Here is a 14409-nt window from a genome sequence, read left to right as displayed (position 1 = left end):
CATAAGATAGTTGTATTGTTTTTGCAAATAAATAATAATTGTTATCATTATTATTTTAATGTTTTATGATTTGAATCATGAGTGCAGTCAAGTGCTTACACCCTAGGCGTAGCGGCCCTGATGACAGGTTCGAAAGGCTGTTGTCGGGTTGGGAGCAGGCTATTCGCAATGGCAATCAGGCGTATAGCGGGAATCAGGATCAGCTGGCATTGCAGCAGTATCAACTTGCATTGAAACAGGCAAAATTGATGCTCCAGGCCTTTGTACAGGCGGATATTCAGGCTGAACCCTGTATTGACAAGATTCTAGCGGCCTATGTTGTTTCTCATCATAATCTTTCCGACCTTCATCTCCGGCAAGGAGATTTATGTGCGGCAGCCTGTCGCTTATGCGAGGCGCATCAATGCCTTGCATGCATGTGTGCGGATATGGAGGTGCGCAGTGAGTTGCGTGAAGCTGCTCAGCGTCATGGGCGCCGTACATACAAGGCATTGCTTCACTTTCATTGCCTATATCAAGATAGCTCTTCCCTGGTGGAAAGAACCTTACGTATCTGCGGACAGTTCTGTACACTGCAAACACCATCTCTGCATTGAACCTTATTCCCGGGCGAGATTTTCTGCTTGAAAAAGCTTAAGATAAGTCTGTGGTATTCAGGTTTTCAATTCTCATCTTTAAAAAACCCTAAGGAGTAAATAATGGCATATACATTACCCCCACTCGATTATGCATATACAGCGCTTGAGCCTCATATTGATGCCCAGACCATGGAAATCCATTACACCAAGCACCACCAGACTTATATCAATAACGTCAATGCAGCGCTGGAAGGCACATCATTTGCGGACGAGCCGGTAGAGGCATTGGTGGCTAAACTTGATAGCCTGCCGGAAAATCTGCGCGGTCCTGTACGCAATAATGGTGGCGGCCATGCTAACCACAGCCTGTTCTGGAAGGTCATGTCCCCGAATGGTGGTGGCGAGCCGACTGGTGCCCTGGCTGATGCAATCAAGGCTGATATCGGCAGTTTTGAAGAATTCAAGGATGCTTTTACCAAGGCTGCGTTGACACGCTTCGGCAGTGGCTGGGCATGGTTGTCCGTGACACCTGAGAAGAAATTGGTAGTGGAGAGCAGTGCAAATCAGGATAACCCACTTTCTCATGGCAATACTCCTATTCTTGGCCTGGATGTATGGGAACACGCTTACTATCTGCGTTACCAGAATCGTCGCCCTGAATACATTGGTGCATTCTTCAATGTCGTGGATTGGAACGAAGTTGCGCGCCGTTACCAGGCTGCACTTGCATAATTAAGAACCGGTACTGAACATGAACTTTCCCTATTTACTTACCAATGCCCGCTCCGGGATATGGTGGCGGGTGCTTGCCCTGGCAGGGCTAAGCGTCATTTTGTTGTGGCAGTGGCTGGGTGAATGGGGAAGCGCCATCTGGGGGATTCCCCAGGTGCGTGATGCTTTCTGGGGAGGCTCTGTTGCTGCCTTGGCAACAGCCGCTGGTACATTGCCTATCCTGTTCTGGAAGCAATTGCCAGATCGCGTCATGGATACATTGTTTGGTTTTGGTGCCGGCGTCATGCTGGCTGCCAGTGCGTTTTCATTGATTGTGCCGGGAATAGAAGCTGCCCAGTCACAAGGAGCAACAGCCTGGGGCGCTGCTTCCATTGTGGGGGGCAGTATCGTCATCGGGGCGGCATTACTGCTGGCCTTGGAACGATGGGTGCCGCATGAGCACTTTATCAAGGGAATGGAGCGCGAAAATACCCTGGTATTGAAGCGTACATGGTTATTCGTTTTTGCGATTGCCCTGCACAATGTGCCGGAAGGTCTTGCGATAGGTGTGGGCTTTGCTGGCAGTGATGTGGTGCGAGGCAGCGCGTTGGCCACCGGCATTGCAATTCAGGATATTCCAGAAGGATTCGTGGTGGCGATGGCGTTGGCGGTTGTCGGCTATTCGCGCCAGACAGCCATATTGATCGGGGTTGCCACCGGCCTGGTGGAACCAGTGGGGGCTGTGCTGGGTGCGGCGATTGTCAGTTCATCCGCTACATTATTACCTTGGGGTCTGGGTGTTGCAGCAGGCGCCATGCTGTTTGTCGTCAGTCATGAAATCATTCCTGAATCCCATCGCAAGGGACATGAAGTATTTGCGACTAGTGGGCTGATTATCGGCTTCGTGCTGATGATGATGCTGGATACTGCGTTAGGGTAGCAGTGAGGTTGTGGCTGGCTGGTTAGTGACTGTCCGAGCTATCTGCGTGAAGCTGGGTTTCCATGCGGCGGGCGCCGTTGAAACGTTTTGCCCAATAAGTATCGGACATGTCGACTATCTGCACGCTACCGCCTGAACTTGGGGCATGGATGAATTTATGATTGCCCACATAAATGCCTACGTGTGAGAACGTAGTTCTCAATGTGTTGAAGAATACCAAATCACCCGGTTGCAACTGTTCCTTGTTTACGGGCTGTCCAAGCTGGCTGATTGCTTTTGCGCCATGAGGAAGCGTCATGCTGGTGGCTTGCTGGAATACATAGCGAACGAAACCGCTGCAATCAAATCCTGTCTCAGGAGATTTCCCACCATAGCGATATTTAATGCCAGTCAAGCTCAATGCGTTGATGAGCACTTCCTGCGCTGTATTTGCCCATGATGGAATTGCCTCGCTTTTCTCTGGTGCGGACTGGCGCACGTCAGACTCAGCTGCCTGAGCAGGCACCTGAACCAGAAATGCAACACATAGCAGAAATGCATGAAATTTCATCATCGAGGGGGATTTTATAAGTATATTTTTGGTTATGTAAACCTATTTTTCATTCTTCCTGCAATTATAAGGCCGTGAGAGGTGTCTTGATGGGAGGGCGTGGAGGCATCACAAGCATGGTGTAGAATGGCTTAGTCGGTGTTGAAATCAGGGGGTAGCATGAACTCAAACACATACCTGTATATGCAGCAGCTCAAGTCTGGCGAGACGGAGACTGCGACGCGGCGAGAGCGAGTGCAGCATCTCAGCCCGGAGGAAATGGAGCAAACACTTTCTGAATATGCCAGTCATAGCAAACTGCGCTCTCGCGAACGGATCCGTCTGGTGACGGATGCACTGACCAGTCGCCTTCGTGGATCAAGGGCGGGTTTGAAACAGGCAGGGAAGCAGATGGTAAAGCATGTAGGGGCAAAAGTGGCACATGCTGCCAGTCATAAATTGATGGAAGTAGCCGTCCGGATTGAGCAGCGAGCTAGCCGCCTGGACCAGGAAAAATAATACAAATCTGAATGCTTGATCAGGAAAACTATGCTGCGTGAAACAATTTCAGTCATACGCGATTTCAGGCGCGTGCGAGCGATTGCCCGTATCCTCATGCATTACGGATGGGGTGATATCGCCGAACGCCTTGGTGAGCGTAGCTGGTTGCGCCGTGCCGGTAATGCACTCAACTCGGAAGCCTCGCGCGAGATTATGCAATTGCCTTCCGAGGTTCGCGCGCGTCTGGCATTGCAGGAGCTGGGGCCTACTTTCGTCAAGATGGGGCAGGTGCTGGCAACACGCCCGGATATTTTTCCTCCCAATTGGATAGAAGAACTATCCAAGTTGCAGGACCAGGTGCCGCCCGTACCTTTCGAGGATATGTTGCCTGGCTTGCAGGAAGCATTGGGCAAGTCTCCTTTTGAGGTATTTCGCGATTTTGATACCGAGCCAGTGGCTGGTGCCTCCATCGCCCAGGTATACCAGGCTAAGTTGCAGGACGGGACACCAGTTATTCTGAAGCTCCGCAGGCCAGGTATTCAGGCAAATATTGATGCCGACCTGCGTCTCTTGCATAACATTGCCCGCTGGATTGAGTCTGAGGTGGAAGGCGCACGCCGTTTCAATCCTATAGAAATCGTCGATCAGTTTGCAAAGTCATTGAAACGCGAGCTTGATCTGGCGTTGGAGGGGCGGAACACCGAACGCTTTACGCGTAATTTTACCAATGATGATGCAACCAGCTTTGCAAAAATCCATTGGGATTACACCAGTGAAAGTGTGCTGGTCATGGATAAAATTCAGGGGATTCCTGGTAATGATCTGCAGGCGGCTCGTGAAGCTGGTATGGACCTGCCATTGCTGGCAGCACGTGGCGCAGACGCCGTCATGAAGATGGTATTGATTGACGGGTTTTTCCATGCTGACCCGCATCCAGGCAATATTTTCTTCCTGCCGGAAAACAAGATAGCGGTGATTGATTGCGGCATGGTTGGGCGTGTCAGCATCGAACGGCGTAATGAGATTGCGGATTTGCTGGCAGCATTGGTATCACGTGATATTGATACCCTGCGGGATATCCTCATTACCTGGGCTGGTAATGTGGCTGTGGATGAAGACAAACTTGGTGCAGATGTGGATGAATTTATTTCCACCTACGATAATGCGCCGCTCAAGCACATCAGTTTTGGCATCCTGCTCAATGATCTCACGACCATCATGCGTGAAAACCATCTCTCCGTGCCTCCCGACCTCACCATGCTGTTCAAGGCATTGATTACGCTGGAGGGATTGGGGCGCCAGCTTGATCCTGATTTCCAGATTGTCAGCCACCTGACCCCGTTCGTGAAGAAAATCATTGTGGATCGCTATATGCCGCGTACGTTATGGCGTAAGGGCGCGCGTGGGGTCAGCAAGACAATCGGGGCTATTACCGATTTGCCCGGGGATGTGTCACAGGTATTGAAGGAGGCAGGTCGAGGCCGCTTGAAACTTAACCTGGATCTGAAACGCCTGGATCACTTCGGGCATCAGCTCGATCACAGTACCAACCGCCTGACCATGGCACTGATCACTGCGGCGCTGATTATAGGCTCATCCATTGTCATGACAGTGCGGGGTGGCCCAGAGCTTTTTGGCTTGCCAGCATTCGGTTTTCTGGGCTTCTTCCTGGCGTTCATCATCGGCATCATCTTGATGATCTCAATCTGGCGCTCCGGCAAAAATTAATCCAGCGCTGCCAATCAGCCGCACCGGCTCCCTTATTTGCCCCTCTATTGCACCATAAGTGTGCGATAGAGGGGTGTGTCTTGATTGCGTTTGTTGTAACACACTGAATCACATCATGTTTGTATCTGGCATGACCCTTGCAAGAGTCATGACATGGATAATGCCAAGCAAAAATTCTTTGACGAGATGTCGTTTCCTGACGGGACAACCCGGTCAATCTATGCCGAATATGCGGCCTGGTTGCAGGATGTTCCGCATCAACAACTTGAAAGCAAGCGCCAGGAAGCAGAACTGTTGTTCCGCCGGGTGGGCATCACGTTCAATGTCTACGGTGAGGATGCTGGCGCCGAGCGCCTGATTCCTTTCGACGTCGTACCGCGCATACTGGCAGCCGGGGAATGGTCGCGTCTGTCAGATGGTGCGATCCAGCGCGTCAGGGCATTGAACATGTTCCTGCACGATATCTACCATGAGCGGGAAATCATCAAGGCCGGCATTGTGCCTGCCACGATACTGGCCAATCCACAGTACCGTCCTGAAATGTACGGCGTGGACGTCCCGAAAGGGATTTATGCCCATATTGCCGGGATTGACCTGGTCCGTACTGGCGAAAAGGATTTCTACGTACTGGAAGACAACCTGCGCACGCCATCCGGCGTTTCCTACATGCTGGAAAACCGCAAGATGATGATGCGCTTGTTCCCGGAGTTATTCCGTCGCTATCCCATTGCGCCGATGGAGCATTATCCGCAGGTGTTGCTGAATAACCTGCGTGCCGTGGCACAAGCTGGCGTGCAGGAGCCTACCGTGGTATTGCTCACGCCAGGTGCCTATAACAGTGCTTATTTCGAGCATGCCTTCATTGCCCAGCAGATGGGAATTGAGCTGGTGGAAGGGCAGGATCTCTTCGTGCGTAACAACGCGGTATATATGCGGACGACAGAAGGCCCCAAACGTGTGGATGTGATATACCGCCGGATTGATGATGATTTCATTGACCCCTTGAGCTTTAGGCCTGACAGCATGTTGGGGGTTCCTGGCCTGCTCTCGGTCTATCGCAATGGTGGCGTGACGCTGGCGAATGCTGTTGGTACCGGTGTGGCTGATGACAAGGATACCTATATCTACGTGCCTGAGATGATCAGGTTCTATCTCGGAGAGAAGCCCATCCTGTCGAATGTGCCGACTTACCAGCTCAGCAAGGCTGGCGACCTCAAATATGTATTGGATAACTTGCAGGAACTGGTGGTGAAGGAAGTCCAGGGTTCGGGAGGGTATGGCATGCTGGTGGGGCCTGCGGCCAGCAAGCAGGAACTGGAGGATTTCCGTCAGCGTATTCTGGCCAATCCAGCCAACTATATTGCCCAGCCGACACTGGCATTGTCTACATGTCCCACGCTGGTGGAGAAAGGCATTGCGCCGCGCCATGTCGACCTACGGCCATTTGTACTCTCGGGCAAGACGGTTAGTCTGGTGCCGGGTGCATTGTGCCGTGTTGCGTTGCGGGAAGGCTCCCTGGTGGTGAATTCCTCTCAGGGTGGAGGCACCAAAGATACCTGGATTTTGAAGGATTGATGCCATGTTGAGCAGAACCGCAGATCATTTGTACTGGATGGCGCGCTATATCGAACGCGCGGAGAATATGGCACGAGTGCTGGATGTGACTTACAACATGTCGCTGGTGCCGGACTCATTGCAGAGTGCCACAAGTTTATGGGAGCCTGCCTTGCAAATTGCCGGAGGCGTGGAGGCTTACCGCCAGTATTACGGTGGCATTACGGCAGCTGGCGTCGTGCGCTTTCTGGCCATGGATACCCAGAATCCATCCAGTATCTATTCTGTATTGCGTAGCGCCCGTGAGAATGCGCGTGCGGTACGTGTGACCCTGTCTGCGGAAACCTGGGAGAATATCAATACCTTGTGGCTGGAGTTTACCCAGTTCGTTGGCATGGATCTGATGCAGAAAGGTCTGGGAGAGTTCTGTGACTGGGTGAAATCGCGTTCGCATCTGTTCCGTGGTGTGAGCTTTGGCACCATGTTGCGCGATGATGCTTTCCGTTTTCTCAGGTTGGGTACTTTCATTGAGCGTGCTGACAATACTGCCCGCTTGCTGGACGTCAAATATCACTTACTGCTGCCTGGGAATGAAGAGGTGGGCGGTGCCGTGGACTATTACGAATGGAGTGCCATCCTGCGTGCTGTTTCTGCGTTCCATGCATACCAGAAGGTGTTCAATGATGCAATCGAGCCCTGGCGTGTAGCCGAGCTTCTGGTATTGCGCGAGGACATGCCACGTTCCCTGCATGCCTGTTTTTCCGAGATCACACCTATCCTGGAACAATTGAGCGGACGTCATAGCAACGAATGCCGGCGCCTGGCAGGTGAGATGCATGCGCGCCTGCGTTATGGGCGCATGAACGATATTTTCCAGAAAGGATTACACGAGTTCCTCACTGATTTCATTATTTCCAACAACAATCTCGGTGTCGAAATCCAGCGCACTTTCCTCAATGCGCCAATCAATACCTAGCTTGTCGCTAATGAATGGAGTATGACCATGCAACTCATGATCAATCACCGTACGCATTATCTTTATACCGATATTGTCAATTATACGATCCAGCAATTGCGCCTGACGCCGCGGGACGGGTTTGGGCAGAGAGTGAGGCGCTGGGAAATCCGGGTCAACGGGCATTTGCAACAGCACGATGACGCACATGGCAATGCGGCGCACTTGCTGGTACTCGACACACCGCACGAGGAAATCAATATCCTGGCGACAGGTGAAGTGGAAACCGGCCTGGATATACCGCCAGCGCACGATCCCCTGCCGCGGGAAGTCTATCTGCGCGCGACTGCATTGACAGAGATGGATGTGACGCTGCGTAAATTTGCAGAACAATTCCGCACTGGGCTGATGAATGAGCGGGTGCTCGATGACATGATGCATGCAATTGTGGAGCGCGTGCCTTACAACCGGGGTGCGACAGTGGTGGACACTACCGCGGCTGAAGCATTCCGCAGCGGTCATGGCGTTTGCCAGGATCATGCCCATATTTTCATCGCTTGCTGCCGGTACCTGGGAATACCTGCGCGTTATGTCAGTGGCTATCTGTTTACAGATGATGGTACCCTGTTGGAAAGCCATGCTTGGGCAGATGCCTGGCTGGCTGCTGGTTGGGTGAGTTTTGATGTATCCAATCGCTGTCGGACTAATGGTGTGCATGTACGCTTGGCAACAGGCTTGGATTACCGCGATGCTTGCCCTGTCAGTGGTATGCGTGTTGGTGGTGGGTTGGAGACGATGACGGTGGGGGTGCGTGTCAGCCAACTCCAATCCCAACAATAACGTCATCACAGCGCTGCTAGCGGCGTTGCATCCACTTGCTGTATTGAGTGTACTGTCTGCGTGGGTGCGCCTTGCCCGCCCTTTTTCTGCATCGCTCGGCTTAGGGAGAGTTGTCCAGCTGGTTTAGGGGTTTCTGGTTTAGATAGCCGCAAGTATTACAAGGAAAACGCATGAATTCATTGCAATTTCCCCGTCATGGGGACAAGGAGAACTCGGCATTTTTTGAGGAATACCTGACCAGGTTGCTGGAAGAGCGTGACGCGGTGGGGTTGACTGCGATGGTGCACGAGATTGATGCGCTCATGATTACGGTGGATCCGGGACACTCGGTCAAGTATGTTGCCGAGCTCTGCTTCATGACTTCATATCATTACCTGGTGACGCTGGAGAGCGAATCGCACTGGACGCATGTATTGCGTATTGACCTCGAGTCGCCGGACCTGCTGGTGCGGGAGGTGAAAGACCCCAACCTGCGCGGCATTTTCCGCAGCCTCAATGAAATCTACCCGGTGGGGGCGCGCAAACCGAACAGCCGCTACATGGGTGAGATCATCCGTGTGGACAGCCTGCATGATGTGGTCAAGTTGCAGCAGGAGCGTGAATTCCGCTTTTTCACTCAGGATGAAGTGCGCAAGCTGGAGCTGCCGGGTAATCTTGCTGTCAGCAAACCTTCACCTTATACCCACAATATTGTGGCCTATCTAGAGCGCAAGCCAGACGAAATGCGGGTGTACGCGCTGGGGGTGAGTAGCGTTGATCCTGGATTGCAGATGGCTTATGAGGCAGCCAAGGCATTGCAGAAAAAGCTCAATTTCGGTGATCTGTTGCTGCCAATCGACCATCTTGCAACGCGGGTCTACAGCCAGAACCGCGAGGTGGCGATTCTGGAATATCTTTCCTGGTCCAGCTATTACTTCTGGGGTGCCTACAATATCTTTGACCAGAATTCCTCGACCAATGTCACCAAAAGTGCGCACGGCCTGCCGGAATCCAAGAGCCCGGCCAAGGTGTTCACCGCCAACAATACGCCATATTTCGTCAATCACCTGGAAAAGCTGCCATCGCCTACCGAGACCTTCGTGCGCAATTACGGGCCAAGGCTGCACCATATTGCAGTGGCGGTGCGGGATGGCGCACGTGACGGCATTGAGCATATCGAGTTTGCTGTCAACGCAATTGCCTCGCAGGGGCAGGGGTTCTTGTTGGATGTGATCGGTTCTCGCGAAGAGGGCCTGAAGCAGATTTTCTCCAATGCTTCAGAACATTCTTCCCTGATTGTGGAATATGTACAGCGTTTCGGTGATTTTCAGGGATTCTTCACCAAGGATAACGTGGCAGTGCTCACCGAAGCGGCAGGGCGCGATGAAGGTGTGCAGGCCGGGGTGTCCCTGGGGTAGGGAAGAGTGCTAGTCGTTGCCCACGCCCAGTTTCTTGGCGACGGACAGGGTAAGCAATGAAGCGACAAACAGCACGCCCAGGGTCATGAAGCTCTTGTGAATGAAGGCCGAGTCCTGAATCCAGTCCCAGATCATGGCAATGCCCAGCGCCAGGCTGGCAAGGATGCACAGGAGACAGATGGTAAAACAGATATTGCGGATAACATTGGCACGCATGGTGGATATTCCTTAAGGTAATACAGGCATGATACCGCAAGCCGAATGGCTCTGTTGAGCAAGGCACTGCATCTAACCCTTGCGTGATTGTGGTATATTGCGCATCCTTTTGTTTTTGAATGGAATGACGGTTCCCAATCTCGCCGTCAGCACAGTGATATGACTCAAAGCCGCCGCCATCTTGAATTGCTTGCGCCAGCCAGGAATGCCGATTACGGCATTGCTGCGATCAATCATGGTGCCGACGCTGTCTATATTGGTGGCCCGGCATTCGGCGCGCGCGCCAAGGCGGAAAACTCGGTGCAGGATATTGCGCGGCTGGTGGCGCATGCACATCGCTACCATGCCGAGGTATTTGTTGCGTTCAACACTATCTTTCACGACAACGAACTGGAAGCCGCGCGGCAAACCGCCTGGCAGTTATACGACGCGGGCGTGGATGCGCTGATCGTGCAGGACATGGGTTTGCTGCAAATGGATATTCCGCCGATCCAGTTGCATGCGAGCACGCAGACCGATATCCGTACTGTGGAAAAAGCCGTATTCCTCGACCAGGTTGGTTTCACTCAGATTGTGCTTGCGCGTGAAATGGACCTCAACACCATCCGCAAAGTGGCCGATGCGACCCAGTGCAACCTGGAATTCTTCATTCACGGCGCATTGTGTGTGGCGTTCAGCGGCCAGTGCTACATCAGCCATGCCCACACTGGGCGCAGCGCCAACCGCGGCGAATGTTCGCAGGAGTGCCGCTTGCCCTATACGCTGGAAGACAGCCAGGGCCGCATCCTCGCCAAGGATAAGCACTTACTCTCGATGAAAGACAACGACCAGAGCGCCAACTTGCGCGCGCTGGCAGATGCAGGCGTGAGTGCTTTCAAGATCGAGGGACGCTACAAGGACATTGCCTACGTCAAGAATGCCACGGCCTATTACCGCCAGTTGCTGGATGAAATCATTGAGGATAACCCACATTACCGCCGCGCTTCTTCGGGGCGGGCAATCTTTAGCTTTGTGCCGCAGCCGGAAAAAACCTTTAACCGCAGCACTACCGAATATTTCCTGCACGGTCGCGGCGAGGATGTCGGTGCATTTGATACACCCAAGTTCGCTGGTGAGGAAATTGGTCGTGTCACCAAGGTCGGGCCGGATTACTTTGAGGTGGAAACTTCGCTGGAATTGCACAACGGCGATGGCGTCTGTTTCTTTGATGTGCACAAGGAGCTTACCGGCATGCGCATCAACACCGTGCAGGGCAAGCGCCTCTACCCAAACGAAATGCCTGCAGATATGCGCCGCAACATGAAGGTCTACCGCAACCGTGATCATGCCTTCCTGCGCTTACTGGAAAAAGATTCCGCCCAGCGCAAAATCGATGTGGCGATGACCTTGCATGAAACTGCGGACGGCTTCGCGCTCAGCATGCAGGATGAGGATGGTTTCATGGCCTATGTGCAGACAAGCGCAGAAAAGCAGCCGGCTGAACAGGTGGAAAAAGCGCAAGCCAATATCCGTGACAACCTTGCCAAGCTCGGCAATACTGAATTTTCCGCTGGCGAAGTCGCGCTGGATCTCAAGGCGTCATGGTTTATTCCCAATTCCGTCGTTAACCAGCTCAGGCGCGAAGCGGTGGCCCAGCTACAGGCTACGCGCCTGCTGGGATATGAGCGTCCTGTGCCTGGCACGCCTGCCGAGCCACCCGCGCAATACCCGCAGGATACGCTGAGCTATCTCTCCAACGTCTACAACAAAAAAGCGCACGAATTCTACGAGAAACACGGAGTGCAGGCGATTGCGGCTGCCTATGAGGCGAACGAGGAGCTGGGAGAAGTGCCGGTGATGATCACCAAGCATTGCCTACGCTACAGCTTCGCCATGTGTCCGAAGGAAGCCAAGGGCGTGATCGGCGTGCAGGGCACGATTACCGCTGAACCCATGACCCTGATTAGTGGCAAGGACAGAATCAGCCTCAAATTCGACTGCAAGCGCTGCGAAATGCACGTCATGGGCAAGGTGCGCAAGAACGTACTGCAACTGCCGCAACCACAGCCAGTGCAGTTTTTTGCCAAGCGACCTGTCTAATTACTCAATCAGGTTATGCAATGAAGTTAAGTATCAATTCCAAGTAATTCACATTTGCCAATCTAACTGGTCGGCATACTGGCCAGGTGTTGCATAGTCTACTAATTTACAATCTTTGGTGAGATTGCATTTGTAGGCAAATGCATAGGCTTTCTCGCCGGTATAACCTCCAAAAGAGTTTTTTGCATTGACGAATACATAAGAAATCCAAATCAACGTAGGCCGACCTCCAACATTTTTTACCATTCGTTGGGTTGATCCAAACCGGAATTTTGCACTGTCCGGATCTTTCAGCATTTCCTGAATTAAGCGCTTTTCTTGATACTCATGCTCATCATGTCAATATCCCCAGTCTGTTGTGGTGGAGCGGCTGAGTAATTCTTTTGCTTGCTTCTGATATGCCAGTCCACAAGCCGTTAACATGATGCAAATTGATATAGTAAGAAGACGATACATTTTCTTGTCTTAAATATTTATTTTACGAGTTTCGCAATTTCATTTTTGAGTGTAATGCCAAGGGCTATCCCACGTTGATAGCTGGCTGAATGAGTATCATGAGGCAGGCTCTCATGTTTTTTGGTATCGAGTAATCCATCTGCTACTCCCCGCTTGAAAGATAGCCCATGTCCATGTGGGATATCTGGAATATCTAGTGTGACTTTGTGTGTGCTGGACGACATTGTTTACTCCAATCGTGAGATTTTCTAGGTAGTTAAATTTTTCTTTAAAAATCCTATTTTGGGATTATTCCGGAATGGGATTATTTATTCAAGGCATCAAAGACAGGTGCCTGAATGAAATCTACCGATACGCCGGAATACCAAGCTTTGCTGGAGTTGTTGGTACGTGCCAGGAAGCGACAAGGTTTAACGCAGGCAATGCTTGCCAGCAAATTAGGTAAACCTCAGTCATATATTGCGAAAATTGAATCCGGGGAACGCAGGATTGATGTGGTGGAGTTGTCTGAGTTAGGCAGATATCTGCGGGTCAGGGTTGATGTGCAGTATTTGGATGATGAGTTTTAGTTGCATAACTCATTTAAGGCGTACTTGCTTGCCTTGAGCCGTATGAGTGAAGCAAGTTTCGAGGGTTGTATTATTTCTTTACTCAAGCTCGCGCTGGTGCCTGATCGCCAGTATTAATACCTGGTCAGTGAGCGGGTCGAATTCATATAGCGCGATATATCCGCTTCGTCCACGTGAAATCACGAGCTCCTTCAACTCTGTGCCGGATATGGGGTGGCCGATGTTCGGGTGCAATGCCAGCAGCGAGATACCGTGATCTATGATGTCGAAGGTTGCCACAGCCCATTCGGATGATTGCTCCAGCAAGAAATCCACCAGTCTTTCGCTATCCTCCAGTGCGGCGGAGGAATAGACGATGCTGGTCATGATTTCTGTTGGATGGGGTCGGGTCTGGAAAGACTTTTTCCTTGTATCTTGTTGCGCAGGTATGTGTGCACATCTCCTGCGGCATAAGCTATCCCGGAGTTTTCATATTCTGCTTTTGCTTCGAGGGCGCGGGCAATCAGTGCCTGCCGCTTTTCTTCCCGTATCGTCTGTTCTGTAAGCGCTTCCAGCATGAAGGCATGTGCAGTTTTGCCGGTAGCATCGGCAAGCTGCTTGATACGGGTTTTCAGGCTATCCGGTAATTTCAGGCTTGTAGTGCTCATGGGAATGGTTTTGTATGTTGGTGTCAATAAAGTAACACCTTGGTGCACGCCGGTCAACACGGCGGCCAGTTGTCCAGCACAAGTTTTGCCATAGCTAGCAACGCCTCTCGACTGGTGCCGCTGGCGGCTTGTACGCTCATTCCCTGGTGCAAAGTGGCGATGTACTTGGCCAGGGTGGCCGGGTCGGCTTGCGCAGGCAGGTCGCCTTCCGCCTGGGCGCGTTGCAGGCGTGCCGTCAGAGCGGTTTCGAACCGCTGCCTGCATTGCGCCAGTGTTTCCTTGATTGTGGCGGTTTCTTTGCCGCAACTCAGCGACCCTGTATTCACCATACAACCATGAGGCGTATCTGGCGCAGTGAGGAAATAGGCGCTTTCCACCAATAATTTTTCCACCACTCGATAGGCAGTGGGTTCGTCAAGTGCCGCCGAGATAAATGCAATTGGGCCGGAGATGTATTGCTGCAGCGCTTTTTCGAATAATTCCTCCTTGCTGCCGAAAGCGGCATACAGGCTCGGCTTGTTGATTCCCATGGCATTGGTCAATTCTGCGATGGAAGTACCTTCATAGCCGTGGGCCCAGAACAGTTGCATTGCAATATTAAGGGATGTTTCCGGATCAAACTTGCTGGGGCGCCCTCGGCTTTTCTTGATTTCAGAGTTCGTCATGTCGTGTCCTGCAGGTGAATTTTTATTATTGTACCATCTGGTAA

General features: G+C 52.0%; 18 protein-coding genes. 11 read left to right on the top strand and 7 right to left on the bottom strand.

Annotated features, from left to right (window positions below):
• Nucleotides 1–77: 77 nt before the first annotated feature.
• The 3 genes from CHB59_RS08120 (at nucleotide 78) to CHB59_RS08110 (ending at nucleotide 2229) form a co-directional block, all read left to right on the top strand.
• Nucleotides 78–596 (top strand): hypothetical protein, encoded by a 519-nt coding sequence (locus tag CHB59_RS08120; protein WP_089375734.1) that lies wholly within the window; start codon nucleotides 78–80, stop codon nucleotides 594–596.
• A 102-nt stretch (nucleotides 597–698) separates the two neighbouring features.
• Complete coding sequence (locus tag CHB59_RS08115) at nucleotides 699–1310, top strand: superoxide dismutase (RefSeq protein WP_089375733.1); 612 nt, start codon at nucleotides 699–701, stop codon at nucleotides 1308–1310.
• Nucleotides 1311–1329: 19 nt separating this feature from the next.
• Nucleotides 1330–2229 carry a ZIP family metal transporter gene (locus CHB59_RS08110; protein WP_089375732.1) on the top strand — a complete coding sequence of 300 codons (900 nt, stop codon included), beginning with the start codon at nucleotides 1330–1332 and terminating at the stop codon, nucleotides 2227–2229.
• A gap of 22 nt (nucleotides 2230–2251) precedes the next feature.
• Here CHB59_RS08110 and CHB59_RS08105 read toward each other — a convergent pair whose 3' ends face one another.
• Nucleotides 2252–2782 (bottom strand): C40 family peptidase, encoded by a 531-nt coding sequence (locus tag CHB59_RS08105; protein WP_179212111.1) that lies wholly within the window; start codon nucleotides 2780–2782, stop codon nucleotides 2252–2254.
• A 156-nt stretch (nucleotides 2783–2938) separates the two neighbouring features.
• Here CHB59_RS08105 and CHB59_RS08100 point away from each other — a divergent pair, with 156 nt between their 5' ends.
• The 6 genes from CHB59_RS08100 to CHB59_RS08075 all read left to right on the top strand — a co-directional run bounded on the left by CHB59_RS08100 (nucleotide 2939) and on the right by CHB59_RS08075 (nucleotide 9733).
• Nucleotides 2939–3277 (top strand): hypothetical protein, encoded by a 339-nt coding sequence (locus CHB59_RS08100; protein WP_143738704.1) that lies wholly within the window; start codon nucleotides 2939–2941, stop codon nucleotides 3275–3277.
• Between the two features lie 30 nt (nucleotides 3278–3307).
• Nucleotides 3308–4987: an ABC1 kinase family protein gene (locus CHB59_RS08095; RefSeq protein ID WP_089375730.1), complete on the top strand. Its 1680-nt coding sequence runs from the start codon at nucleotides 3308–3310 to the stop codon at nucleotides 4985–4987.
• A 153-nt stretch (nucleotides 4988–5140) separates the two neighbouring features.
• Nucleotides 5141–6562 (top strand): circularly permuted type 2 ATP-grasp protein, encoded by a 1422-nt coding sequence (locus CHB59_RS08090; protein ID WP_089375729.1) that lies wholly within the window; start codon nucleotides 5141–5143, stop codon nucleotides 6560–6562.
• A 4-nt stretch (nucleotides 6563–6566) separates the two neighbouring features.
• Nucleotides 6567–7517, top strand: coding sequence for an alpha-E domain-containing protein (locus CHB59_RS08085; protein ID WP_089375728.1), 951 nt, complete (start codon nucleotides 6567–6569; stop codon nucleotides 7515–7517).
• Between the two features lie 27 nt (nucleotides 7518–7544).
• Nucleotides 7545–8336: a transglutaminase family protein gene (locus CHB59_RS08080; RefSeq protein ID WP_089375838.1), complete on the top strand. Its 792-nt coding sequence runs from the start codon at nucleotides 7545–7547 to the stop codon at nucleotides 8334–8336.
• A 170-nt stretch (nucleotides 8337–8506) separates the two neighbouring features.
• Nucleotides 8507–9733, top strand: a complete 1227-nt coding sequence (locus CHB59_RS08075) for a hypothetical protein (RefSeq protein WP_089375727.1) — start codon at nucleotides 8507–8509, stop codon at nucleotides 9731–9733.
• A gap of 9 nt (nucleotides 9734–9742) precedes the next feature.
• Here CHB59_RS08075 and CHB59_RS08070 read toward each other — a convergent pair whose 3' ends face one another.
• A complete protein-coding gene (locus tag CHB59_RS08070; protein ID WP_089375726.1) occupies nucleotides 9743–9949 on the bottom strand; it encodes a hypothetical protein in 207 nt (68 codons plus the stop codon).
• Between the two features lie 159 nt (nucleotides 9950–10108).
• On the opposite strand from CHB59_RS08070, the gene CHB59_RS08065 reads away from it, so the two are divergent.
• Complete coding sequence (locus tag CHB59_RS08065) at nucleotides 10109–12028, top strand: peptidase U32 family protein (protein WP_089375725.1); 1920 nt, start codon at nucleotides 10109–10111, stop codon at nucleotides 12026–12028.
• Nucleotides 12029–12076: 48 nt separating this feature from the next.
• On the opposite strand, the gene CHB59_RS08060 is transcribed toward CHB59_RS08065, so the two are convergent.
• Nucleotides 12077–12325: a hypothetical protein gene (locus CHB59_RS08060; RefSeq protein WP_089375724.1), complete on the bottom strand. Its 249-nt coding sequence runs from the start codon at nucleotides 12323–12325 to the stop codon at nucleotides 12077–12079.
• 176 nt (nucleotides 12326–12501) lie between these two features.
• A complete protein-coding gene (locus CHB59_RS11645; protein WP_143738703.1) occupies nucleotides 12502–12708 on the bottom strand; it encodes a hypothetical protein in 207 nt (68 codons plus the stop codon).
• A 114-nt stretch (nucleotides 12709–12822) separates the two neighbouring features.
• Here CHB59_RS11645 and CHB59_RS08055 point away from each other — a divergent pair, with 114 nt between their 5' ends.
• Nucleotides 12823–13053: a helix-turn-helix domain-containing protein gene (locus CHB59_RS08055; protein WP_089375723.1), complete on the top strand. Its 231-nt coding sequence runs from the start codon at nucleotides 12823–12825 to the stop codon at nucleotides 13051–13053.
• Between the two features lie 78 nt (nucleotides 13054–13131).
• On the opposite strand, the gene CHB59_RS08050 is transcribed toward CHB59_RS08055, so the two are convergent.
• From CHB59_RS08050 to CHB59_RS08040, 3 genes are read right to left on the bottom strand one after another with little or no spacing between them, the layout of a single operon-like run.
• Complete coding sequence (locus CHB59_RS08050; protein ID WP_089375722.1) at nucleotides 13132–13419, bottom strand: type II toxin-antitoxin system RelE/ParE family toxin; 288 nt, start codon at nucleotides 13417–13419, stop codon at nucleotides 13132–13134.
• A complete protein-coding gene (locus tag CHB59_RS08045; protein WP_245835097.1) occupies nucleotides 13416–13727 on the bottom strand; it encodes a CopG family ribbon-helix-helix protein in 312 nt (103 codons plus the stop codon). The genes CHB59_RS08050 and CHB59_RS08045 overlap by 4 nt, the downstream gene beginning before the upstream one ends.
• A 26-nt stretch (nucleotides 13728–13753) precedes the next feature.
• Nucleotides 13754–14365: a TetR/AcrR family transcriptional regulator gene (locus CHB59_RS08040; protein ID WP_089375721.1), complete on the bottom strand. Its 612-nt coding sequence runs from the start codon at nucleotides 14363–14365 to the stop codon at nucleotides 13754–13756.
• Nucleotides 14366–14409: the final 44 nt, after the last annotated feature.

The organism is Methylobacillus rhizosphaerae (assembly GCF_900187985.1).
Classification (GTDB): Bacteria; Pseudomonadota; Gammaproteobacteria; order Burkholderiales; family Methylophilaceae; genus Methylobacillus; species Methylobacillus rhizosphaerae.
Note: the sequence above shows the minus strand (reverse complement) of the source record. Positions and strands in the feature narration are given on the sequence as shown.